Source organism: Streptomyces sp. NPDC051907, from assembly GCF_040681075.1.
GTDB lineage: Bacteria > Actinomycetota > Actinomycetes > Streptomycetales > Streptomycetaceae > Streptomyces.
Map to the genome: position 1 here is coordinate 1 of NZ_JBFAYB010000043.1, position 22,086 is coordinate 22,086.

Consider the following 22,086-nt stretch of genomic DNA (forward strand, 5'->3'; position numbering starts at 1 on the left):
CCCGGCCCGCGGGCTCGGCGCCAGGCGCGGCGCCGGGCGCGGCCGGCGGCGCCAGATGCTTCTGGTGCAGCGCGTGGCCGACCTCGCGCGCCAACTGGGCGGCGCGGATGCGGTCGTTCGCCGCCAGCACGTCGCCGACCTGCTGCCAGGCGGCGGCCATGAACTCCTCTTGGCGGGCCTGGACGACCTGCGTTCCGAAGTTCGCGGCGATCCGGAACCTGGGATCGAGGTTCAGCCGGTGCACCCAGTTGCGTTCCTCAGCGGCGGGGACGGGCGTGCCGTCCCGCTGGGTCAGCAGCCGGGACCGCTGGGCGTGCCAGCGGCCGTACAGGGGCGGTGTGACGACCGGGTCGACCTCGTCGGCCAGCATGCGGGCCGCCGGGCCGCCGGCTGTGGCGGCGAGATGCGCGTTCGCGTCGGCCGGGGTGTCCCTCTGATAGTCGTCCGCGAGGTTGACGAGCCCCGCCAGCGCCGTCTGGAAGGGGTGCGGCGCGGGCCTCGGCGGCTGGGCCAGCCAGCCGTCCCAGTCGTCCCACAGGTCCGGCTCGCGCTCGGGCACGCGCAGCGCGCCGCCCAGCTTCAGCACCCCGCCGAGCCCGGCCGGGGCGGTGATCGGCGGCAGGCCGGCGCCGGGGGGCCGCTGGACGTCGACGTCGCGGCGGGCCACCCGCTCGTCGGCGCTGCGGGGCTCCAGCAGCCGGACGAGGTACTCGAAGTCGCCCGCGTCCCCGGTGCCGAAGAACCAGCGGTGGTAGTAGGGCAGTTGTCCGGCGGCCTGCCGGTTCGGATAGGCCGGTCCCCAGCTGGAGTGCAGGGCGCTCGGCGCGCCGGCGGGGTCGAGGCCGAGCCCGGCCAGGCGCCCGGTCTCGAACGCGGGCACCAGGAAGGCGTGGTACGGCGTGTTCGGCCGCAGATGGCGGGGGCACATCAGCCGGGAGCACGCGCTGTCGGCGTCGGCGCGCAGGACGCCGCGCAGCGCGGACAGCGCGGCGGGCATGTGCTCCTTCTCCGACAGGACCCGGTCGGAGAGCTCGCCGTTGACGTGGACGTGCGCCCAGGCGCCCAGCTGGGCGGGGTCGGGCAGGGTCGCGGCCGGGTCGGCGACGGTGAGATACGGCAGCGGCCGGTCCTGGAGCGCCGACCCCTCCTCGAACTCCCCCGGCTCGCCGGACTCCTTCGGGCCCTCCAGGACGATCAGGGCGAGCCAGGGCAGCAGCCTGCCCACGTCGCCCTCGTCGGCTGCGGGGCTGTACCTCCAGAGGAAGTCCTCGTCGTAGAACTCGATGTGCGCCAGGTAGTTGGGCTCGACGTTGGTGATCCAGGGGCGGGGCTCGGTTCGCGAGATCGCCCGCTGGTCGACGCCGACGACGTCCCCGGGGCCGTACAGCTGCACCTGCTGCTCGACGGTCCGGCTCAGCGGCTCGCCGCCCGCGAGGGGCTCGCCGCTCAGCCGCAGGGAGACCTCGATCGCCGCCCGGGTCCCCGCCGCGGGGCTCTCGGCGATCTTCGTGGCGATGCCGGTGCGCAGCCAGGGCAGGAAGGAGTACGCGTTCACTCTCATGTGATGCTCCCGAGGCTGAAGACCTCGGTGGCCGCGGTCAGCTGGTCGCTCTCGGGGTCGGCGGCGGCGGCTCCGGAGGCGACCGTCCCGCCGGCGACCAGGACCGTGCCGTCGGACAGGGCCGTCGCGGCGAACCCCCAGCGCCCGGTCGTCAGTCCGGCGGCCGCCGTCCAGGACTTCGCCGCGGAGTCGTACAGGAGCGCGCTCTGGTAGCCGGCGCCGTTGTGCTCGTCGGCGGTGCCGCCGATCACCAGGAACACCCCCGAGCCCAGCGGCGCCACGCGGTGCAGTCCACGGCCGCCCTCGGTGGCCGGCTGGGCCGTCCAGGCGCCGGCGGCCAGGTCGTAGCGCTCGGCCGTGAGCGCGGTGTACGGGTCGAACGTCCCGTCGCCCGGCGAGCCGGGGGTCGCGCCTCCGACGACGAGGGCCGCGGTGTCCGAGACGAGGACGGCCTGCTGGCCGCTCCTGGGCTGGAGCAGGCTGCCGGTCGGCGTCCAGGCGTTTGCCGTCGGGTTGTAGAGCTCGCAGAACGCGAGGGAGGCGACGTCGCGTCCGGAGATCGGCGCCCTGCCGCCGGCGACGAGGACCTGACCGCCTTTGAACAGCAGCGCGGTGTGGCCGGTCCGGGCGTCGGTCATCGGCGCCGCGTCGGTCCACTCGTCGGCGTCGGGGTCGTAGACCTCCGCCGAGGCGAGCGCTCTGAGGGAGTCGCTGGAGCGGGTCGCGGCCCCGCCGGCGACCAGCACCTTCTTGTTCGCCAGCAGGACGGCGCTGTGGCCGTGGCGGGCCTGGCGCATGCCGGCCGCGCTCTGCCAGGTTCCGTCGGACGGGTCGTAGACCTCGACGGCCGTCAGCGCGGGAGAGTGGGGCGAGGATCCGCTCGCCCCGCCGGCGACGAGGACCTTCCCGTCGTCGAGGAGCGTCGCGGTGTGCAGTCGCCGGGGGAACGTCAGAGGGCTGCCGGCCGTCCACTTCTGCTCGGCGGGGTCGTAGACCGCGGTCTTGGCGACGGGCACGGACGAGGCGTCCGCGCCGCCCACGAGCAGCACCTTGCCGTCCTCGAGCAGGACCGCGCCGTCGTACTGGCCGTGCCAGCCGGCTGCCGACGGCAGGTCGCCGGCCTTCGTCCAGGCGCCGGCGGCCGCCAGTGTGGGACTGGTCATGGCGTCAAACCCTTCATGGCAGTGACCGGGGTCAGGGGGTGAGGATCTCGGTGGCGGAGGTCGTGACGTCGACGCCCGCGGGCGCGGCCGGCCCGGAGCGCACGGTCCCGCCGACGGCCAGCACCCGGCCGTCGGACAGCTCGATCGCGGCGAAGTCCCGTCGTCCGACGGCCAGTGGGCCGGTCGGGGTCCAGGTGCGGGCGGCGGGGTCGTAGAGGGCGGCGGCGCGGTAGCCGGCGGTGAAGGCGGGCCCGTCGCCGCCGCCGACGACCAGGACCCTGCCCGAGCGCAGCAGGACCGCGCGGTGCCGGCTCCGCCCGGCGGGCATGGCGGCGACCGGGGTCCAGGCGTCCGCGGCCGGGCTGTACTGCTCGGCGGACGCGAGGGCGGCCAGGCCGAACCGGCCGGCGGCGGGGACTGCGGGCCCGTCGCCGCCGGTCGCCAGCACGGAGCCGTCGGCGAGGACGGTGGCCTGGCAGCCCTTGCGCGCGGCGCCCAGGCTCGCCGCCGGCGACCAGCGGCCGGTGGCCGGGTCGTACAGCTCGCAGTAGGCGAGGGCCGCCTCCCGGCCGCCAGTGGCGAGCGCGCCGCCGACGACCAGGACGCGTCCGCCGGCGGGCAGCGCCACGGCCCGGTGGCCGGAGCGGGCGTCGCTCATCGGCGCCGCCGCCGTCCACTGCCCGGTCCGCGGGTCGAACAGCTCCGCCGAGGCCAGCGAGCCCTCGCCGTGGGCGCCGCGTGCTCGGCTGCCGCCGGCGATCAGCACCTTGCCGGTGCTCAGCAGGGTCGCCGAGTGCGCGCAGCGGGCGCCGGCCATCGCGGCGACGGGAGTCCAGCGGTCGGCGACGGGGTCGTAGACCTCGGCCGAGGCGAGTGCGGAGCCGTCCGCGCCCTGTCCTCCGGCGACCAGGACGCGGCCGTCGGCGAGCAGGGTGACGGTGTGCCGGCGGCGCGCGGCGCCCAGGCTCGCCGCCGGCGACCAGGTCTTGTCCACGGGGTCGAACAGCGCGGCGCGCGCGAGCGCCCTGCCTTCGGCGTCGGCGCCGCCCGCGAGGAGCACCGCGCCGCCGGCCAGCCGCACGGCGTCCACGTCGGCGGCTTCGTACGGCAGCGGGCCCGCGGCCGACCAGGCGCCCGGGGTGGTCAGCGGGGCGGAGACCTCCGCCTCCGGGACGACGTGCAGCCGGCCCGCCAGGCTCGGGTCCGCCTCGACCCAGGCGGCCAGCGCGTCCAGGGCCGTCGTCTGGCTGCGGAAGCTGGTCGCTCCCTGGGCTGCGTCGGCGGTCGGCGGAAAGGCCTGCTGGTTGTTGCGTACGTAGGCGACGACGAACCGCTGTCCGGTGATCTGCGCGGTGTCCTCGGCCGTGAAGGGCCGGCGGCGCTCCGCGTCGCGCTGGGACAGCGGCGAGCGGCTGGTGCTGCTGCCGTCGAGGAGCTGGTTGAACACGGCGCTGCTGACGTTGTGGAAGCGCTGGGGCTTTCGGGGGGCCGCGGCGGCGGCCCGGCCGGGCGCCGCGGACGCCGTGGCCCGGCGGGCCTTGCCGTCGATGATGTGGAGTTCGTAGCGGGCGCTGCGGCGGACCGCCCGCACGGCGGCGAACGCCTCCTTCTGCGCGCTCAGTTCGAGCCCGGCGTCCTGGTTCTCGTACGCGGGCTTGGACAGCTTCGCCGCGTCGTCCATGTCCTGGAACTGGGCCATCGCGAACTTGTCGTCGGTGACCGACAGCTGGACGAGGCCGCTCTCGGGCGCGGGCGCGACGGTGAAGCGCCGGCCGTCGCTCGGCCGCTGCGCGCCGAGCCGGTCGAGGCGCACGCCGAGCGGGATGGCGCGCTGCCGTACGAACAGCGTGCCCAGCGGGTGCAGCACCAGCCGGTCGGTGTCGGGCAGGGTGCGCAGGCTCACCAGGGCGTTGCCGCCGCCGGCGGGCAGTCGGGTCTCCCAGCCCTCGGTCTTGGCGATCTCGCCCGCGAGCAGCGCGAGCACTTCGACGGGCGGGAGGGTGGTGTTCTGCTCCTCGCCCCAGGTGATGTCGAAGTCGGCGGAGATCTCGAAGAAGAGAAGGGAGATCGAGCCCCGGCCGTGGGCGCGCCACGGCGCCGGGCCCTCCAGCTGGAACCGCAGGTCGATGCTGAAGACGCCGACGCCGAACGCCTTGAGCGAGACGCCCGCGGAGATGCTGATGACGAAGGCGAAGGGCGAGAACTGGAACAGCGCGTCGAAGGCGAAGTGCCCCTCGATGCCGAAGCCGCCGAATCCCAGGCGCAGTTCGGCGCGGGCGCCGAACTGGACCGTGTTGCTGGTGACGGCGAAGTAGCCGGACACCCGGATCAGCCGTCCTGGCATGTTGATGATGTCGACGGAGAGCCGGTCGGGCACCGGGAACGGCAGCGCGGGCGGTTTGAACGACGGGTGGAAGCCGCCGACGGTCAGCACCAGCTCGGGGCTGTCGCCCCAGGCGACGAGCAGTCCCATGCCGCCGTCGATCGTCATCGTCAGGATGCGGGACTCGAAGAGCTGCGCGTAGAACCAGAGCCGGGACTTGTCGAACTCGATCGCGCCGATGAAGTCGACCTGGAGGACCAGCAGCGGGAGGTGCTCGGTGGGCAGGACGCACTTGAGGACGCCGAGGACGGCGAGGTTGCCGGGGATCTCGATGATGACGCCGAGCGAGACGCTCACCAGCGTCGGAGTGCCCCAGCCGAGCTTCGCCATGGGGCCGATCAGGAAGGCGCCCTGCTCCGGCGGGAAGTAGGCGCGCAGGTCGCTGATGATCCGGGGGGCGTTGGCGACGACGTCCTTCGGGAACATCACCGACTCGATGCCGCCGGTGCGCACGCCCTGCACCAGCGCCTGGAGATTCATGCTCCGGTTGAGGCCGATCAGGCCGCCGACGGCGAGCAGGGTGAATCCGTAGCCCAGCTGGATGCCCCCGCCGCCGAACTCGGCGGTGATGACGATCAGCAGGGAGAATCCGTCGGAGCCGTCCGGCATCCGGGTGCTGATCAGGCCGATCGCCTTCAGCTCGAGGAAGTTCGCGAACTCCAGCTCCAGCGCCCCGGCGTACTCGCCGCGCTCGGGGTCGACGTACAGATAGCCGCCGCCGGAGATCACCCCGGCGTCCAGGGAGATGCCCACTCCACCCGGCGGCTTGAACGCGAAGTCCAGGTCGAGCGGTCCGAGATTGCCGCCGCCGTCGCCGAAGCGCGCCGTGACGATCAGGCCGACCCGGTCGACGGAGGCCTTGATCGGGCCCAGTTCGGCCTTGAAGCCGCCGGAGATCTCCAGCGGCAGCGAGCCGTCGGCGCCGATCCCCGCGCTGAGATACAGCGTGGTGATCTCTACGGGTCCGAGTTCGACGTGGACGGGGATGGCGAGATCCAGCGATCCGCTGCCCTCCAGCTGGAGGCCCTTGGACGGCGCCCACAGCGCCCGCAGCTGGAAGTCCGACTCGATCTTCCCGCCGCCGGTGACGGTGCTGATGAAGCCGTCGCCCGAGGAGAGGTCGATGACCACGCGCCCGCCCTCGAGGTCCATCCGGGCGGACGGCTCGACCGTGACGGCGCCTGAGGCGTCGGCCTCCGCTTCCAGGGCGATCCTCACCGCGAAGCGGCTGATCTCCAGCCGGGATCCGTCCGCCTGGCCCAGCAGCACCATCGGCAGGCCGTCCGCCCGCTTGGCCTGAAGGGCGGCCGAGGCGTCCAGCGACAGCTCGCCGGACGGGGTGAGGGTGATGTTCAGCGGAGGGGACACGCGGGCCTCGAGCCCTGGGGCGAACTTGGCGCCCGCGGCGAAGGTTAACGTCCACAGCGGGCTCAGCTCGACGCTGCGGGTGAACTCCGCCCCGGCCACCACGTCCATTCGCGCGCTCAGCACGGCAGGAGCGCCGCCGACCGCCTCCGCCCGCAGCCGGGCGATGAACAGGTCGAGCGTGGGAGGGCCGTCTGGTGGTCCCGTGTAGAGGAAGTCCCGCTGGTGCTTGACGAACTGCTCGGCCAGGACGCGGAACAGCTTCGTGCCGTCGAACGAGTTCGTGCCGAAGTCGAAGACCTCGCTGAGCAGCTCGGCCGGATCGGTGAACACCGACAGCAGCCGGTCGAAGTGGAGCACCCGCTGCCTGACCGGCAGCACGGTGGGGTCGGCCGGGTCGACGAGGGCGGGCAGGTCCTCGACGACTCCGATCAGCGTCAGCGCCTCGACCACCGCGCCGCTCTTGCCCTCCAGATAGCCGATCAGGGCGTAGTCGAGCATCCGCTTGGGCAGCCGCAGCATCTCGGTCCGCAGCCGGGCTCGTTGGGCGTCCGTCAGCCCGCTCGCGGCGGCCACCGCGGCGTCGAGGGCGGGTCCCAGCGCGGAGACGGCCGACAGGACCTGCTGGATCGCGCCCAGCAGGGCGCTGCCTTCCTGGACGATCCGTCCGACGTCGTCGTCGTCGATCGCGTCGGTCAGGCGCACGATGATCGGTCCGAGTCCGGCCGTCTGCACGGCGGCCGTGCCGATGGCGCCCGCCGCGGCGTTCAGTCCCCCGGGGAGCCAGAGGCCCAGCTCCTGGAAGAAGGCGGTCCGCCGGTCTTCGCGCAGGCGCTGCTCCAAGGGCTGCAACGCGCTCGCGATCTCCCGAGCCAGCAGCTCGACTGTCCCTGCGGCCATATCAGCTCACCCGCGCATGCTCGTCGAGATCGGACAGCCGCGCTCCGGGCAGGGCGAGCGCGAAGGCGCGGTGCGCGGCGACGTCCGCCCGCAGCGCGGGGGAGCCGGCGCGGGCCAGCTCGTCGAGCAGCCGGGCGAGTCCGTCGGCCACCGACACGCCGTCGAGCGTGCGCGGCACCGGCGCCTCGGGGTTCAGCTCGCTGAGCAGCAGCAGGCGCAGCACGAGGGGGCCGTGCATCCGCCGCCAGGCGACCAGCACCCGCCGGTCGTCCTCCACCAGCCGCGCCACCTCGTCGTAGTGCGCGGTGACCAGCGAGAGGGCCAGCCGGCCTGCCGCGCTCGTCTCGGCCCGGGCGCGGACCTGCTGGACGCGCCTGGCCAGCGGGACACGCGCGGCCGGGTACGCGGCCAGCGGCAGCACCGGGGGCTCCCCGTCGGCGCCGTGGGCCGCCGCGCCGTGCGGCGGGGGGCGTACGGCGTTGACCGCCCGCTCGGGGTGGACGCGGCCCGCGCCCCAGCCGTCGTCCAGGCTGCGCGGCGGGGGCGGGGCGGTGCAGGTGGCCATGAGCTGGGCGAGAACAGTTCCGTTGTCCAGGTTCTCGTTCATCTGGAACATCAGCGCGACGACGCCCGAGACATAGGGGGCGGCCATGCTGGTGCCGTACATCGGGATGTAGAGGTTGGGCGGTCGCCCGCCGCTGCGCGCCGAGAAGACCCTCACGCCGGGCGCGCACACATCCGGCTTGGGGTGCAGGTCGGTGGTCGGCCCGCGGCTGGAGAACTCCGCGAGCTTGTCGTTCTCGGCGTCGTACGCGCCGACGGTGATCACATGGCGCGCGGCGCCCGGTGCGTTGACGGTCCGGGTCCGGTTCTGGTCGGGGCGGATGAACCGGCCGGGCGGGTCGGGCGGGTCCGCCTTGGTGAACCAGATGTCGTACGGCGTCTCGAAGCCCGCGGTCTCCCTGAGGGTGATCGTCCACGTGCCGATGGCGATGTGGCCGTGGACCGGGGGCCGGAGTTCGAGATTGAGATGGCGCTTGTCCCTCGGCCCGGTCGTGAGCGCGTAGGTGTACGCGACGAGGTGCTCGGTGGTGTCTCCGGCGGGTCCGATCGGGACGACGTGGAGCGTGCTGCTGCCCGCTGGGTCGGGGGTGATCGCGGCCGTGAGCGAGGGCCCCACGGTCGGCGAGGGCCCGCCGGGGAGGGTGGGCGGCGCGGTCAGATTGACGCTGAGGATTCCGGCGCCCTCGTACCAGAGGTGGAAGACGTTGGGCTTGACGTCGGCGAACTCGACGGTGAACCGGATCTGGGTCGCGGTGGATCCCGGTCCGCTCGCGGGGACTCTGCCGAAGGCGTGCTGTCCGCCGTCCGGCTGGGACTTGGGGATGACCAGCGGCGCGCTGGGCGAGGGCGGAGTGTGGAAGCCGCCGTCGTTCCCCGCGGAGACCACGATGGAGCGTCTGGTCGTACCGAACAGGTAGTCGTCCAGCATGGTCGAGAAGGAGTCCGTGCCGTCTCCGGCGGTGCCCAGGGCGCCGAGGCTCAGGTTCACCACGACGCATTTCTTCGGTACGCCCGGGGCGAGCCACGGCTGGTCGAGGATGTGCTTGACGCCTTTGAGGCTCGCCGTCTCAAGGAAGTTCGTGCGCACCACGGCGAGGTCCGCTTCGGGCGCGATGCCGAGGGGCAGGTCGTCGACGCAGCAGGGCTGGGTCAGGGTGCCGATCCCCGCGGCGATGCCCGCGACGTGCGTGCCGTGGCCGAGGACGTCGCGGGAGAAGAAGGGCTGCGGGGTCGCCGCCTGGAGCGCGGCGTTGATCTCGCTCTCGGTGATCAGTCGGCCGCGTCGGATCGTCACCTGGGGGTTCGTCCCGCCGGTGAGCGCCCACGAGGGCCGGATCTCGGAGATCGTCTGGCTGTCGATCCTCGAGCCGTCGTACGTGCCGACGAAGTCGACGACGAGCGGGGTCGCCGGAAGGGGGCCGCCGGTCACCGCGACGTTGCCCGCCTGGATGGAGGCGAGGCCCGCGAGGGCGCTCTGGAGGGCGGCGGCCGTCAGGGGCAGCGGCAGCGCCGCGGTGCGCGCGTCCTCGCCGGCGGGGTTGCGCCAGGCGAAGGCGATCGTGCCGCCGGTCGGGCCGCCCGTGCACTCGATGGTCTGTCGCAGTGTCAGATCGAGGAGGGAGACGATACGGGTCTGCGGGAGAACGCCTGGGACTCCGGTGCCGGGCTTGACGAACGCCGGATGGAAGACGTCGATCCCGGAGTCGACGACGCCGACGACGACGCCCTTGCCGGTGAACCCGGCAGGCAGCGGGGGGTGCGCCTGGGCTTGTACGGACGTCTGGGCTCGCAGGGACGTCTGGGCTTGTACGGACGTCTGGCCGACGATGTGCGCGACGCGCCGGTCGGCGGCTTGGCCGGGGCCGGTCGGGCCGCCGTCGCCCGGCCCGTGGACCGGGCAGTCGTCGGGCCGGGCGACCGGCGCGGCCGACGCGCTCGGGGCGGGGCGGTGCGGTCGCATGGTGCGGTCGCTCTGGATCGACACGACGTCGGCCACGGCGGCGACCCGCTCCAGATCGGCCACGGCGATCGTGCCGACGGCGACCCGTGCCGTATGGAACTCGGTGCACAGCCCGGCCGCCTCGACCTCGGCGAGTGCGCCCCGGAACTGAACGATGACCTTGATCTGCTCGCGCCGCGCGAGCTCCTCCTCCGCCCGCGCCTGTGCCGACTGGGCGAAGGCGGTCTGCTTCAGGGCGTGGACCCGCGCGATCAGCGGTCCGTCGAGTTTGCTGCTCACCATCCGGCGCCCCCATTCCCGAACCGACGGTTGTCGCGCAGGTTGTCGCACGGCGGTGCGACCGACCTGCCCACCCACCACTCGGGAATGCGGAATTCAGCGCGGAACGCGCCGCGATACTCCCCCGAAATCCCATGACCAGAATGATTCTCGACAAAGTCCGGTGTCAACGGCCTTTTCCGGACACCGACCTGACGGGACACCATATTCGCGCGCCCATAGAACACCGCACTCGGCAGGGTCACCCACCGACGTGCACCTTCTTGCCTCGTACGGCGTGCTGTACATTTCCTCCCTCGCTACCGTTCGGCTTGCAATGCGACACGGACGGTGACCCCGCGCCGCGATCTCCCACCGCCCTCGCACCAGAAATACATAAACGTAGGAAATCAATCACTCCCGGCCGAGAAATGGTCGACAATCGAAAGACAACGACCGATCGGCGACATTGCGCGGCGGAGATCAATGTGTGTCTGGAACCTTTCAGACGCACATGCGACAGCGGCGAATAGGTGGTCACATAGAAGGCGGAACCGCCCCACCGCGCCGACGCCGATAGGTGAGCGAGAACGTGTCATCCGCCGACAGCGGACACAACGCCGAAGACCGCCCGGACCATCCGCTCGACCTGGACGAGCTGTTGGTCCGGGTCGCTCACGGAGACCTCGAGGCGTTCGGCCCGGTGTACGACGTCACGAGCGGCCATGTGATGGGACTCGCGTGCAAGATCCTTCGCGATCCCGCCCAGGCCGAGGAGGTGACGCAGGACGTGCTGGTCGAGGTCTGGCGCACCGCCGGCCGCTACCGCCCCGATCGCGGCAGCGCGATGACCTGGGTCATGGTGCTCGCCCACCGCCGGGCCGTGGACCGCGTGCGCTCCGACCAGGCCAGGACCGATCGCGAGCGCAAGGCCGCCCTGCGGGATCAGGAGACGCCGTACGACGAGGTGACCGAGCAGGTCGAGTCCAAGCTGGAGCGCCAGCGCGTGCGCCGCTGCCTGAGCGCGCTCACCGAGGCCCAGCGCGAGTCGCTGACCCTCGCCTACTACGACGGGCTGACCTGCAAGGAGGTGGCGCAGTCGCTGTCGCTGCCGCTCGGCACGGTCAAGACCCGGCTGCGCGACGGGCTGATCCGGCTCCGCGACTGCCTGGGAGGCGGGTCATGAACGGCGCCGACCTCCACGCCGCCACCGGCCCCTATGCGCTCAACGCCCTCTCGGACAAGGAGCGGCGGGCCTTCGAGAAGCATCTGGCCGGCTGCGAGGAGTGCCGGCGGGAGGTGGCCGAGCTCCAGGGCGCGGCCGCCAGGCTCGGCCAGACCGTCGTCGTGACGCCGCCTCCAGGCCTCAAGGACCGTGTGCTGCACCGCGTCGCGAACACGCGCCAGGAGCGACGGCCGCTGGCCCGGGGCCGCACTCCCCCGTCGGGCCGGTGGAATCCCCGCCTCGTGCTGGCCGCCTCCGTCGCCGCCGTCGCGGCCCTCGGCGCGGTGGCCGCGTGGCAGAGCGAGGAGGCCGACACCGCGTGGTCGGACGCGCGGCAGGTCGAGGCGCACCAGGCCGACGTCGCGGACGTGCTGGCCGCGCCCGACGCCGAGCTCCGTACACAGCCGCTCGTCGGCGGAGGCGCAGCCACCGTCGCCGTCTCGCACAGCCAGGACGCCGCGGTCTTCATCGCCTCGGGGCTGCCCCCGCTCCCGTCCGGCCAGGTGTACGAGCTGTGGTTCGGCAAGGACGGCGATCTGCGCCCCGCCGGACTGCTGACCGGCGACGACGCCCAGCAGATCCGGCTGCTGGACGGGCCCGTGGCCGGCGCGACGGCCGTGGGCGTCACGGTCGAGCCCGCGGGAGGCTCCCCGGCGCCCACCTCTCCGCCGCTCGGAATGATCCGCCTCCCCGTCTGAGGCCTCTGAGTCCTCTGAGCCGTCAGAGCTGTCTGAGCCGTCAGAGCTGCCTGGGCTGTTCCGCGCCGTCTGGGCCGCCTTCGCCGTCGCGGTCACCCCGGGCGACGCCCTCGTCCCGTCTCCGTGAATCCTGAGATTCTTCTCATTTCACCCAATCCCTAATAGATCCGGCTCCGAATCACTCATGTCACACCACATACGAGATACGAGTGAGGAGGTGTGTGTGATGTCCATTTCCATCAGGGTCCGTCGAGTCGTGGCGACCGCAGCCGCGACGGGCCTGCTGGCAGGCGGCGCCGCTCTGGGCGCCGCAGGCTCCGCCACCGCTGCCGCGCCGGCGTCGGTTCCCGCCGCGTCGACCGCGACCGTCACCGGCGATCACAACGACCGGTGCACATGGAAGCGCGGGCACTGGGAGCACAAGTGGGTGAAGGGCCACTGGGAGAAGAAGTGGGTCAAGAGCCACCACGGCAAGACCTGGCACCCCGGTCATCACGACCGTCACGGCAAGTGGCACAAGGGGTTCTGGGAGCACGACGACAAGAAGCACAAGGGCCACTGGAAGTGGGTCTACGTTCCCGGGCACTGGGACAAGCACTGGGTGAAGGGCCACTGGGACTGCAAGCACAGGTGAGCTGCCCGGCAGCCGCACCGTCGTCGGCGAGGTTCCAGGCCACAGGTCCTGGAGCCTCGCCGCGTCTCCCGGCTTCACCGCTTCACCGCTCGACGGCTTCACGGCCACGCCCACCGCCACGGCACACCACGCCCACGCCGCACACGGCGCCACCGGCGCACGGAGCACTCCGCCGCGCCTCTCCTCGGGACAGCGTCATGACCGCACCTGCAGCACCCATCGCCCCACTTCAGCCGGTCGAGCAGACGATGATCGCCCTGCCGCCCGGGCCTGAGGCCCCGGCCGACGCCCGCCGTGCCGCGCGGGACTTCCTGGACGCGCTCCGTCCTCCGCTGCCCGCCGACCGCCGCGAGGACGTCCTGCTCATCGTGTCCGAACTGGTCACCAACGCCGTCCGCCACGCCCCCAGTCCGTACGCGCTCGTGCTGACCGCCGACGTCGGCGCCCTGGACATCGCGGTGGCCGACGGCTCCCCCGTGGCCCCCGCGCCCCGCTCGCCGGATCTGACCGACGGCACCGGGGGCATGGGCTGGCACATCGCGGAGTGCCTGGGCGCGGCCCTGTCGACGGAGCCGCTCGCGGACGGGAAGCGCGTGCACGCGACGCTCGCGGAGCGCCCCGGTCTCCGCGGCGACGTCTGCGCACCGGCGGGCGTCGTATAGGGGCTGGTCGTAGGACCGTCGACCGTCGCAGGAGATGCGTCCGGCCCCCCGCCCCACGCTACTCCGGAGTCTCCCCGGCGGCATGCCGGCTGACCGTCGATCACCTCCGCTCCGCCCGACCAGCGCGTGCGCGTCCATCGCGTGCGATGGAGCATGAGAGTGATGACCGGATCCGTGACCCTGATCAGTGAGAGCCCAGAGGACCCGTTCTCGGTGGCGAGCGCCGTCTCCGTCGTACTGGACCGCCATGGGTCGATCGTGGGCTGGAGCGAGCGCGCCCGACAGCTGCTGGGCTACCCGGCCGAGCAGGTCCTCGGGAAGCCGGCCGCCGGGCTCCTCGTGGACGTGCGCGACCGGGACGTCATGCTGGAGGCCGCCGCGGCCTGCGTCCGGGACGGCGGCTGGTTCGGCCTCGTGCCCCTGCGGAGCAGCGACGGCCGAAGACGCGGATTCGGAGTACGCGCCAGGCGCGTTCTGCGGGGCGCCGACGAGCACGAGTGGTTCCTCGTGGGCGCGCCGGCGGACGAGGTCGAGCAGTGGGAGATCGACCGGTCGGTCATGGACGGGATGTTCCGCCGCTCGCCGATCGGGCTGTCCATCCACGACCCGGAGCTGAGGATCCTGCGCGTCAACCGGGCCATCGCGCGCCTCAGCGGCCTCCCCGGCGAGTACGCGCGCGGCCGCCGCATCGGCGACTTCCTCGTGCCCGCCGACGCGGAGACGATCGAGGGCCGGCTGCGGCAGGTCCTGGACACCGGGATACCGATGATCTTCACCGAGCAGTCGGCACGACTGCTCGACGACCCCCACCGGGAGTGGGTGGTCTCCGTGTCCGCATTCCGCATGGAGGACTCCACCGGCCGCACGGTGGGCGTCACCCAGCTCGTCGAGGACGTGACCGACCGGCACCGGGCGCGGCGCAGGCTGGCGATGCTGAACCAGGCGAGCGCCCTGATCGGGACCACGCTCGACGTCGAGACCACGTCCGAGGAGCTCGTCGAGGTCGCGGTGCCCGAGCTCGCCGACTGTGTAACGGTCGACCTCCTCGACACCGTGCGCCTGGGCGACGATCCCGCGCCCGGCGCGCTCGGCCCGTTCCGCAGGACAGCGCTGAAGACGGTCGCGGCAGAGGAGGACCGGCTGCTCTACCCGGTGGGGACCCTCAGGTCGTTCGCCCCGGACACGCCGCAGGCACAGTGCCTGTCCACCGGGCGCCCCCTGCTGGAGGCGGTCTTCGACCCGACGGGCCGCACGTCGGGGCTGGACCCGGGGCGCGCCGACCGCGCGCGCGACCTCGGCGTCCACTCGCTGATGCTGGTTCCCCTGACCGCGCGCGGCATGGTCCTGGGGCTGCTGAGCCTGTGGCGGTACCGGCTGCCCGAGCCGTTCGAGGAGGACGATCTGACGCTGGCCGGCGAGTTCGCCGCGCGCGCCGCCCTGTCCGTCGACAACGCCCGCCGCTACACCCAGCAGCGCCGCACCGCGCTCGCGCTGCAACGGCGGCTGCTGCCGCGCGACTTCCCCGAGCATCCCGCGGTCGTCGTCGCCCACCGCTATCTGCCGGCCGGCGGAGCGGCGGGGGTGGGCGGCGACTGGTTCGATGTGATCCCGCTGTCCGGGGCCCGGGTCGCCCTCGTCGTCGGCGACGTCGTGGGCCACGGCATCAACGCCGCGGCCACCATGGGCCGGCTGCGCACCGCCGTGCACACGCTGGCGGACCTGGACCTCGAGCCCGACGAGGTGCTCTCCCACCTCGACGACCTCGTGACGCGGCTGGCCGGCGAGCAGGAGACCCCCGACGAGGACTCCCCCGGCGAGCAGGTGGTCGGCGCCACCTGCGTCTACGCCGTCTACGACCCGGTGTCCCGCGTCTGCTCCCTCGCGCGCGCCGGCCATCCCCCTCCGGCGGTGGTGACGCCGGAGGGCGAGGTGAGCCTGCCCGACCTGCCCGCCGGGCCGCCGCTGGGCCTGGGCGGGCTGCCGTTCGAGGCGGCGGACCTGGAGCTCCCCGAGGGCAGCATTCTGGCGCTCTACACCAACGGGCTCGTCGAGGGCGAGGACCACGACCTCGAAGCGGGCCTCGAACGGCTCTGCGCCGCGCTGGCCGGCACCGGCCGGACCCTGGAGGAGACCTCGCGGGCGGTCACCGCGCTGCTGCCCGCCCGCCCGGTCGACGACATGGCCCTCCTGCTGGCACGGACCCGCACCCTCCCCTCGAAGAACGTCGCCACCTGGGAGCTGGCCGCGGAGCCCACCGCGCCCGCGCTCGCCCGCCGGCTGACCGCGACGCAGCTCTCCGACTGGGGACTTGAGGACATGGTCTTCACCACCGAGCTGATCGTCAGCGAGCTCGTCACCAACGCCTACCGCTACGCCCGCGGCGGACCGGTGACGCTGCGGCTCATCCACCATCACCGCCTCATCTGCGAGGTGTCCGACGCCAGCAGCACGTCTCCGCATCTGCGGCGCGCCCGCAGCACCGACGAGGGCGGGCGGGGCCTGCTGCTCGTCGCCCAGCTCACGGCGCGGTGGGGCACGCGGCACGCGCGCGAGGGGAAGACCGTCTGGACGGAGCAGGAGCTGCCGTCCCCCGCGGAGGGGCTGCGCGCGGGCGCCGAGGCGGCGCTGTGACACGCGCGAGGGCTCCCGCGCGCCGGCCTCGGCAGCTGCGGCGGGGGCGCCGCGCGGGCGCGGAACTCCGGTGCGGCACAGCGGGTCTGAGGTACCGTCAGCGCCCATGACGGGCCCTTCGCGTATCCGTCCCGCCTACGACTGCGACGAGCGGACGCAGCCGCTCGGCTGGCGCGAATGAGTCCGGCGGCCGAATCCGGAGCCAAGACCCGACGCCGGAGCCCGACGCGGCAGGAGGAGCGGAGCATGGACCACGAGGAGCTTCAGCGGCGGTTCGCGGCGCTGACCACCGCCCATGTGGCGGACGGCTGTATTCGGGCTCAGGCGCCGGTGCGCTGCGCCCCCGCGCCGATGCGTGCGGTGTCGCCGGGGAGCCGCGTCGCCGGGCGGGTGCTTCCCGCCCGGCACGTGGGCAGCGTGGACGTCTTCCTGGAGGCGTTCGAGGGCGCCGAGCCCGGCGATGTGCTGGTGGTCGAGAACGGCGGGCGGCTCGACGAGAGCTGCGTCGGCGACCTCGTGGCCCTGGAGGCGCGGGCGGCCGGGCTCGGGGGGATCGTGATCTGGGGGCTGCACCGGGACACGGCCGACATCCAGGCGATCGGCCTGCCGGTCTTCAGCCTGGGCGCCGTCTCCACGGGCCCGCTGCGCGTCGACCACCGCCCCAAGGACGCGCTGGAGTCCGCGACGGTGGGCACCTGGACGGTGGGCCGGCAGGACCTGGTCCTGGCCGACGACGACGGCGCGCTCTTCGTTCCCGCCGCCCGCGCCGGCGAGGTCTTCACGCTGGCGGAGACGATCCGCGACACGGAGCGGCGCCAGGCGGAGCGGATCCGGGCGGGCGAGTCCCTGCGCGGCCAGGTGCGGTTCGCCGAGTACCTCGCCGAGCGCGACCGGCGTCCGGAGCTCACCTTCCGCGAGCATCTGCGCACGGTGGGCGGGGCGATCGAGGAGTAGTCCGGCCCCGGCGTCCGGGTCGCCGCCGCCGTACGTACGCTCGCGTCATGGCTGACGAGAGCGCGACCCGGGACTCCCTGCGCCGACGGCGGGCGTTCTCCCTGCCCCGCCCGATGGGCGTACTCCCCTCCCGCGTCTGGACGGACGAGGAGCTCCGCCGGATCCGGAGCGGCTGTCGGGCGCGCGCTATGGAGGAGAAGTGGAACGTCCTCGCCGAGGACGGCGGGGACGTCTTCCTGTGCCGGAGCTGGACCGGGTACGCCGTCTACCGGGCGTCGTTCGGGCCCGCCGAGGGGGGCTGGAGGATCGTCGAGGCGGTCGTGGAGGGCGACGAGGAGCGCTATAGCAGCTTCGGGGACGCGTACGACCGTCTGATGCTGGAGCTGGTGCTGAGCTTCGTCGTGCTGGGCGAGCCCGCCGCCGCACTGCGCGCTCAGCTGGTGGACGTCGTCGCCGAGCGGTCCGGAAGGCCGGACGTCCCGCCCGAGTTCGTGCTGTTCAGCCTGCTGGGATACCGCTCCCAGCCGTAGCGGCCCCGGCCGGCCCCCGCCCCTGACGCCCTTGCCTACGTCGCTCTTCCTCGCCGACGCAGCGGGGCGCCGTCTCGACACGCCCCTCTACTTGCCAAGTTGGAAAGTATTGGCCACCATGGCAAGTGACCGTTCGCAGGGCACGTACGAGGGGGAAGCATGGACGAAGTCAGCGTCGCTGCGGGGACGTTGGGGCGGGCAGCCGAGCTGGAGAAGGCGGCTCGGGCGGGCAGCGGCTGGTACGCGCGCTATCTATGGGTGTTCGCCGCCGGGCAGTTGTTCCTGGTGCCCGTGGCCGTCCTGTGGCACGGGCTCGCGTCGGCGATCGTCTTCGGCACGGCCAACACCCTGCTGGTGACCGGACTCAGCGTGTACGCCTCGCGTCAGCGGGTCGTCCGCCGGGGCTTCGGCGTCAAGCACGGGATGATGGTGGGGTCCTGGGCCGTCGTCTTCGCGCTCACCATCCTGCTGGGAAACGCGGCGTTCCCGGACAGCCCCGGCTTCGCGGCGCTCGCCGCGCTGGCGTGCGCGCTGCCGTTGGCGATCGGCGCGCTGCTCGAGACGCGGCGGTCGTCGTGACCGAGCCGACGGCGGACAAGCAGCACGGAAGCCACCCCCGCCACTCCTTGGCGCCCCTGCTCAACGCACCGGTGCGACTGTCGGTGGTGGCGGCCCTGGCGGCCGTGGACAAGGCCGAGTTCGGCTTTGTGCGCGACTTGGTGGAGGTCACCGACTCGGCCCTGTCCAAGCAGGTGTCGGCGTTGGAGGAGGCGGGCTGGGTGTCCGTGACCAAGGGGCGGATCGGCAGACGTCCGCGGACGTGGCTCTCGCTGACCACGGAGGGGCGCGCGGTGTACGAGAGGCATCTGGCCGCGCTCCGAGCGATCGCGGCCGTGGACTGACGGCTACTCGCCACGGACTGACACCCGCTGGTCGTGGGCTGACGTCTACCCGCCACGGACTGACGCCCGCTCGTCGTGGGCTGACATCTACTCGCCACCGACTGAGGGCTTCTCCAGGGCTGTGCGCACCAGCGCGGCGGCGAGGACCGCGAGATCGCTCTCGCCCGCCGCGCGGGCCAGCTTCGCGAGCCTGATCGGGTCGTCCGGCAGGCCCAGGCGGCGAGCGCCGTCGAGGGTCTTGGCGTCGAGGTAGGGGGCCGCCTCGGGCCAGACACCCTGGACTTCGCGGAGGAAGATGTCCACGCCGGCCGGGCCGAGGCCCGGCGTCCGGCGCAACAGCCCGCGCAGAGCGGCGACGTCACCGTCCGCCTCGGCCCGCAGCCGGCGAAGATCGCCTCCGTACTCCTCGATCAGCAGCGCAGCGCCGTCGCCGAGCTGGGTCGCGGTGCGCTCGTCGTAGCGGCGGTAGCCGCCGCTGCCGAGGGCGTCGACCCGCTCCTGCCAGCTCGCCGCGCGCATCCGCCGCGGATCGCGCAGCCCGGCGTCGTACAGCGCGCGGGCGGTGGCCACGGCCGTGGTGCTGCGGATGCGGGCGCTCAGCAGTACGGCGAGAACCAGCAGCCGGTAGAGCGGCTGAGGGGTGTCGCGCAGCCGGATGCCCGCCTCGTCGGCGTATGTGCGCCCGTGGGAGGCGAGCAGCTCGCGCACGGCCCGGCTCTGCTGGGCGGGCGACAGGTCCGGCATGGAGCACTCTCCGCGTCCGCGGTCGGCGGGGCCGCGCTCAGGTGTGCAGGATGCTGTTGCGGCCGTCGTGGTCGTCGGCGTGGTCGTCGTCGAACCAGTAGTCGCCGGCGGCCAGGTAGCGGAATCCGTACCGCTGTGAAGTGGGCAGGGCGACGGTGACCGCACGGGTGCCGTCCGGCCGGGTCTCCAGGGTGTGCGCGCCGGGCTGCCAGTCGTTGAAGTCGCCGACCACGCTGACCTGACCGCAGGGCCGGTCCGGCGGGATGACGAAGGTGATCTGGGTGTCGTCCTTGCGACGAGCGCGCTCCAGCATGGGGAAACCTTTCATCTGCGGGGCATTGCGGTCAGCATGGCGGCCCGAGGGTTCTCCGTCGTGCCCGGCTCCGCCAAAGAGGCCACTTCGTCGCCCGTACGGCGGCCCCGAGCGCGGCGTAGGCGTCCCGCGACCGTCAGGCGGCGTCGTGGAAGACCAGCCCGAGGGTGTGCCGCCGGCCGGAGCGGACCACGCTCACGCCGTGCCGGACCGGCGCGGCCGACCAGCCTCGCCGGGATCGCACGGGGCGGTCCCGGGTGGTGAAGACCAGTCCGTGGCCTTGGCGCAACAGGGTCGCGGCGCCGCGCGACTGGGCGTGGGGGCGCTGCTCGAGGAGGAGGAACTCGCCGCCCGTGTAGTCCGTGCCCGCCTCGTCCAGGGCGAGGACGACCTGGAGGGGGAAGACGGCGTCGCCGAACAGGTCGCGGTGCAGGGCGTTCCAGTCGCCGGGCCCGTAACGGAGCAGGATCTGCGCGGACTTGCTCTGTCCGGCCTCATGACAGTAGGCCAGCCACTCCTCCAGGTCGTCCGGCCAGGGCGCGGGACGGCCGAGCCGGTCGGCCCAGTCGCGGGCGATGGGCAGCAGACGCGGGTAGAAGGCCGCGCGCAGATCGCGCACCAGCTGCGGGAGCGGGTCGGCGAAGTAGCGGTAGGCGCCGGAGCCGAAGCGGCAGCGGGCCATGTCGACGGTGGTGCGGAACAGCTCCGGCGTCTCGTACAGCTCGGTCAGCGACGCGCACTGGGCGGGGTCGAGGAGCCGCCCGGTCATCGCAGAGCCGTACGCGTCGAGTTCTTCGGCCATCGCCGTCCAGTCGCCGGCGGCGACTTCTGCGGTCGGGTTCATGGTGGCGTCGCGCCTTCCTCTGTCAGGGCCCGTCGATCGCGGCCCTTCTCCGTCGTCGCGGCAGTCGCGGACGCCGTCGCGGCAGCGGTCGCGGTCTCCGTCGTGACAGCGGTCGCGGTCGATCGGGGTGTGGCGGTCGATCGGGGTGTCGCGGTCCCTCCGCGCACGGACGAGTCTGCGATGCGCTCACCGCGGTGTCTGGCGGGATTCGGACGTCAGCGTGCGAGCGGCGACAGATAGGCCCGGACCTCGGGCCGCCCGGGCAGTCCCGGCATGGGGTGGAGGCGCCAGCCGCGCGCGTACGCGGGCGGGGCGCCGTCTCCCGACACCAGCACGGCCACGGGCCGGACGCGGGCGATCGCCGTCAGCCCGGCGGGAGTGATGCCGGCGTCGTGGCCGACGGTCTGGCGCGAGGCGCAGCCGGCCAGGAACGCGATGCGGATGGCCTCCGAGCCGCTGACCACGCAGGGCGGGCGCACACCCTGGCCGTTCAGCTCGGCGGCGGCCTGCGCGAAGGCCACGCGAACATCCCGGCTGCGCGCGGTCGCGCCCGCCAGGACCGCGTACTGGACCGCCTGATGCGCGACCAGCGCGAGAGCGAGGGCGGCGACGACGACCGGGCGCCACCGCGCGGCGCGGGCCAGCCAGGTCAGACAGAGCGCCGTCGGGAGGGCGAGCAGAGCGTAGGCGGGGAGCAGGAAGCGGGGTGCGGCGTAGCCGATCAGCAGCAGGTACGGGAACGCCAGCGACAGCCCGACCAGCGTCGGCAGCAGGATCGCGCCGAGCGCCCTCGCCCGCGCCGCGGCCATGACCCCGCCCGCGACGAACAGCGGCAGCGCGAACCACCACGCCGCGGTGACCGGGTTCCGCCAGGGCACATCGCAGGGGCGGCACAGCGACCGTCCCTGAAGGGCCCGGATCTGGTCGTCGAAGGCGAGGTTCCAGCCGAGGCGCCCCTGGATCTCGCTGCCGCGGTGCAGTCGCGCGAGGAGCCCGTCGTAGCGGACGTACGCCTCGATCACCCACTCCGCGCACCCGAGGACCACGCCAGCGGCGAGCGCGAGCAGCAGGGCCGGCCGCCGCCATGACCTGACCGTGAGCGCGGCGGCGGCGAGCGGCGCGGCGAGCCAGAAGGCGTCGGTGGGCCGCATCAGCGCGGCGAGCGCGACGCCCGCGCCGAGGCCGAGCAGGGCACGGCGGTCGCGGACGTCCCGCGCGGCCCGCAGGAAGCAGCCGACGGCGATCATCGCCCCGTACGCGACCCAGAGGTTCGGCATCGCCTGCGGGCCGTAGTAGAGGGTGATCCACAGACTGGCGAACAGGGCGCCCGCGAGCGCGAGCACCGAGAGGGGCGCCAGCCGTCGCCACACCCATAGCGATACGAACAGACCGGCGCCCGACAGCACCGCCAGATAGACGCGCAGGGCGTCGACGGACGAGGTCAGCGCGGTCACCGGGGCGATGAGGAAGGTGATGCCCCGGGCGCGCGGCGCGCTGAAGAACGCGGCGGGGGCGTGCGAGGAGACCTGGCTGACGTACACCGTCTCGTCCCAGCCGAGACCTGAGCCGGGCACGACGAGCACCAGCTGGGCGCAGACGAACGCCGCGGCCACGGCGGCCAGCCAGGCGATGCGCCGCCCGTCCGGCCCCCGTCCGCCGGGCCGGGCCTCTCGCCTGTTCGGGCCGGTCGCCACGGCCGGGGTCTGCGTCATAGGGACCACGCTGCACGCGTCCAGCGCTCCCGGCCCTGTGAGCCCGGCACTCGGATGAACGAGGTCCTGAACGAGGCCCTGTA

The 22,086-nt window shown here is 73.4% G+C and carries 16 protein-coding genes and 1 pseudogene; 9 read left to right on the forward strand and 8 right to left on the reverse strand.

Going from position 1 to position 22,086, the window contains the following annotated elements; genetic code table 11:
- The 4 genes and pseudogenes from AB0M39_RS22180 to AB0M39_RS22195 all read right to left on the reverse strand — a co-directional run.
- Positions 1-1,561: pseudogene (locus AB0M39_RS22180) on the reverse strand (hypothetical protein); the annotation flags it as partial.
- Complete coding sequence (locus AB0M39_RS22185) at positions 1,558-2,724, reverse strand: kelch repeat-containing protein (protein ID WP_365366918.1); 1,167 nt, start codon at positions 2,722-2,724, stop codon at positions 1,558-1,560. The gene AB0M39_RS22185 and the pseudogene AB0M39_RS22180, both read right to left, overlap by 4 nt.
- Before the next feature lie 31 nt (positions 2,725-2,755).
- Positions 2,756-7,372, reverse strand: coding sequence for a DUF6603 domain-containing protein (locus tag AB0M39_RS22190; protein WP_365366920.1), 4,617 nt, complete (start codon positions 7,370-7,372; stop codon positions 2,756-2,758).
- 1 nt (position 7,373) lies between these two features.
- A complete protein-coding gene (locus AB0M39_RS22195; protein WP_365366922.1) occupies positions 7,374-10,178 on the reverse strand; it encodes a S8 family serine peptidase in 2,805 nt (934 codons plus the stop codon).
- Positions 10,179-10,746: 568 nt separating this feature from the next.
- On the opposite strand from AB0M39_RS22195, the gene sigK reads away from it, so the two are divergent.
- From sigK to AB0M39_RS22240, 9 genes are all read left to right on the forward strand, one after another.
- Positions 10,747-11,340 carry an ECF RNA polymerase sigma factor SigK gene (sigK, locus tag AB0M39_RS22200; protein ID WP_365366924.1) on the forward strand — a complete coding sequence of 198 codons (594 nt, stop codon included), beginning with the start codon at positions 10,747-10,749 and terminating at the stop codon, positions 11,338-11,340.
- Positions 11,337-12,077 (forward strand): anti-sigma factor, encoded by a 741-nt coding sequence (locus AB0M39_RS22205; RefSeq protein ID WP_365366926.1) that lies wholly within the window; start codon positions 11,337-11,339, stop codon positions 12,075-12,077. Before sigK ends, AB0M39_RS22205 begins: the two co-directional genes overlap by 4 nt.
- Before the next feature lie 226 nt (positions 12,078-12,303).
- Positions 12,304-12,711: a hypothetical protein gene (locus AB0M39_RS22210; protein ID WP_365366928.1), complete on the forward strand. Its 408-nt coding sequence runs from the start codon at positions 12,304-12,306 to the stop codon at positions 12,709-12,711.
- Between the two features lie 197 nt (positions 12,712-12,908).
- Positions 12,909-13,373 carry an ATP-binding protein gene (locus tag AB0M39_RS22215; protein WP_365366930.1) on the forward strand — a complete coding sequence of 155 codons (465 nt, stop codon included), beginning with the start codon at positions 12,909-12,911 and terminating at the stop codon, positions 13,371-13,373.
- Positions 13,374-13,535: 162 nt separating this feature from the next.
- Positions 13,536-16,004 (forward strand): SpoIIE family protein phosphatase, encoded by a 2,469-nt coding sequence (locus AB0M39_RS22220; RefSeq protein WP_365366932.1) that lies wholly within the window; start codon positions 13,536-13,538, stop codon positions 16,002-16,004.
- Between the two features lie 246 nt (positions 16,005-16,250).
- Positions 16,251-16,958, forward strand: coding sequence for an RraA family protein (locus AB0M39_RS22225; protein ID WP_365366934.1), 708 nt, complete (start codon positions 16,251-16,253; stop codon positions 16,956-16,958).
- Positions 16,959-17,005: 47 nt separating this feature from the next.
- The gene (locus tag AB0M39_RS22230) at positions 17,006-17,488 is read left to right on the forward strand and encodes a hypothetical protein (protein WP_365366936.1); all 483 of its coding nucleotides are present in this window, start codon (positions 17,006-17,008) and stop codon (positions 17,486-17,488) included.
- 159 nt (positions 17,489-17,647) lie between these two features.
- On the forward strand, positions 17,648-18,067 hold the full coding sequence (locus tag AB0M39_RS22235) for a hypothetical protein (RefSeq protein WP_365366938.1): 420 nt from the start codon (positions 17,648-17,650) through the stop codon (positions 18,065-18,067).
- The gene (locus AB0M39_RS22240) at positions 18,064-18,390 is read left to right on the forward strand and encodes a transcriptional regulator (RefSeq protein WP_365366940.1); all 327 of its coding nucleotides are present in this window, start codon (positions 18,064-18,066) and stop codon (positions 18,388-18,390) included. Before AB0M39_RS22235 ends, AB0M39_RS22240 begins: the two co-directional genes overlap by 4 nt.
- 87 nt (positions 18,391-18,477) lie before the next feature.
- Here AB0M39_RS22240 and AB0M39_RS22245 read toward each other — a convergent pair whose 3' ends face one another.
- The 4 genes from AB0M39_RS22245 to AB0M39_RS22260 form a co-directional block, all read right to left on the reverse strand.
- Positions 18,478-19,134, reverse strand: a complete 657-nt coding sequence (locus AB0M39_RS22245; RefSeq protein WP_365366942.1) for an endonuclease — start codon at positions 19,132-19,134, stop codon at positions 18,478-18,480.
- Between the two features lie 37 nt (positions 19,135-19,171).
- Positions 19,172-19,447, reverse strand: a complete 276-nt coding sequence (locus tag AB0M39_RS22250) for an isoamylase early set domain-containing protein (protein WP_365366945.1) — start codon at positions 19,445-19,447, stop codon at positions 19,172-19,174.
- Positions 19,448-19,583: 136 nt separating this feature from the next.
- Positions 19,584-20,291, reverse strand: a complete 708-nt coding sequence (locus AB0M39_RS22255; RefSeq protein ID WP_365366947.1) for a 2OG-Fe(II) oxygenase — start codon at positions 20,289-20,291, stop codon at positions 19,584-19,586.
- Positions 20,292-20,506: 215 nt separating this feature from the next.
- A complete protein-coding gene (locus AB0M39_RS22260) occupies positions 20,507-22,003 on the reverse strand; it encodes a hypothetical protein (RefSeq protein WP_365366949.1) in 1,497 nt (498 codons plus the stop codon).
- Between the last annotated feature and the right edge of the window lie 83 nt (positions 22,004-22,086).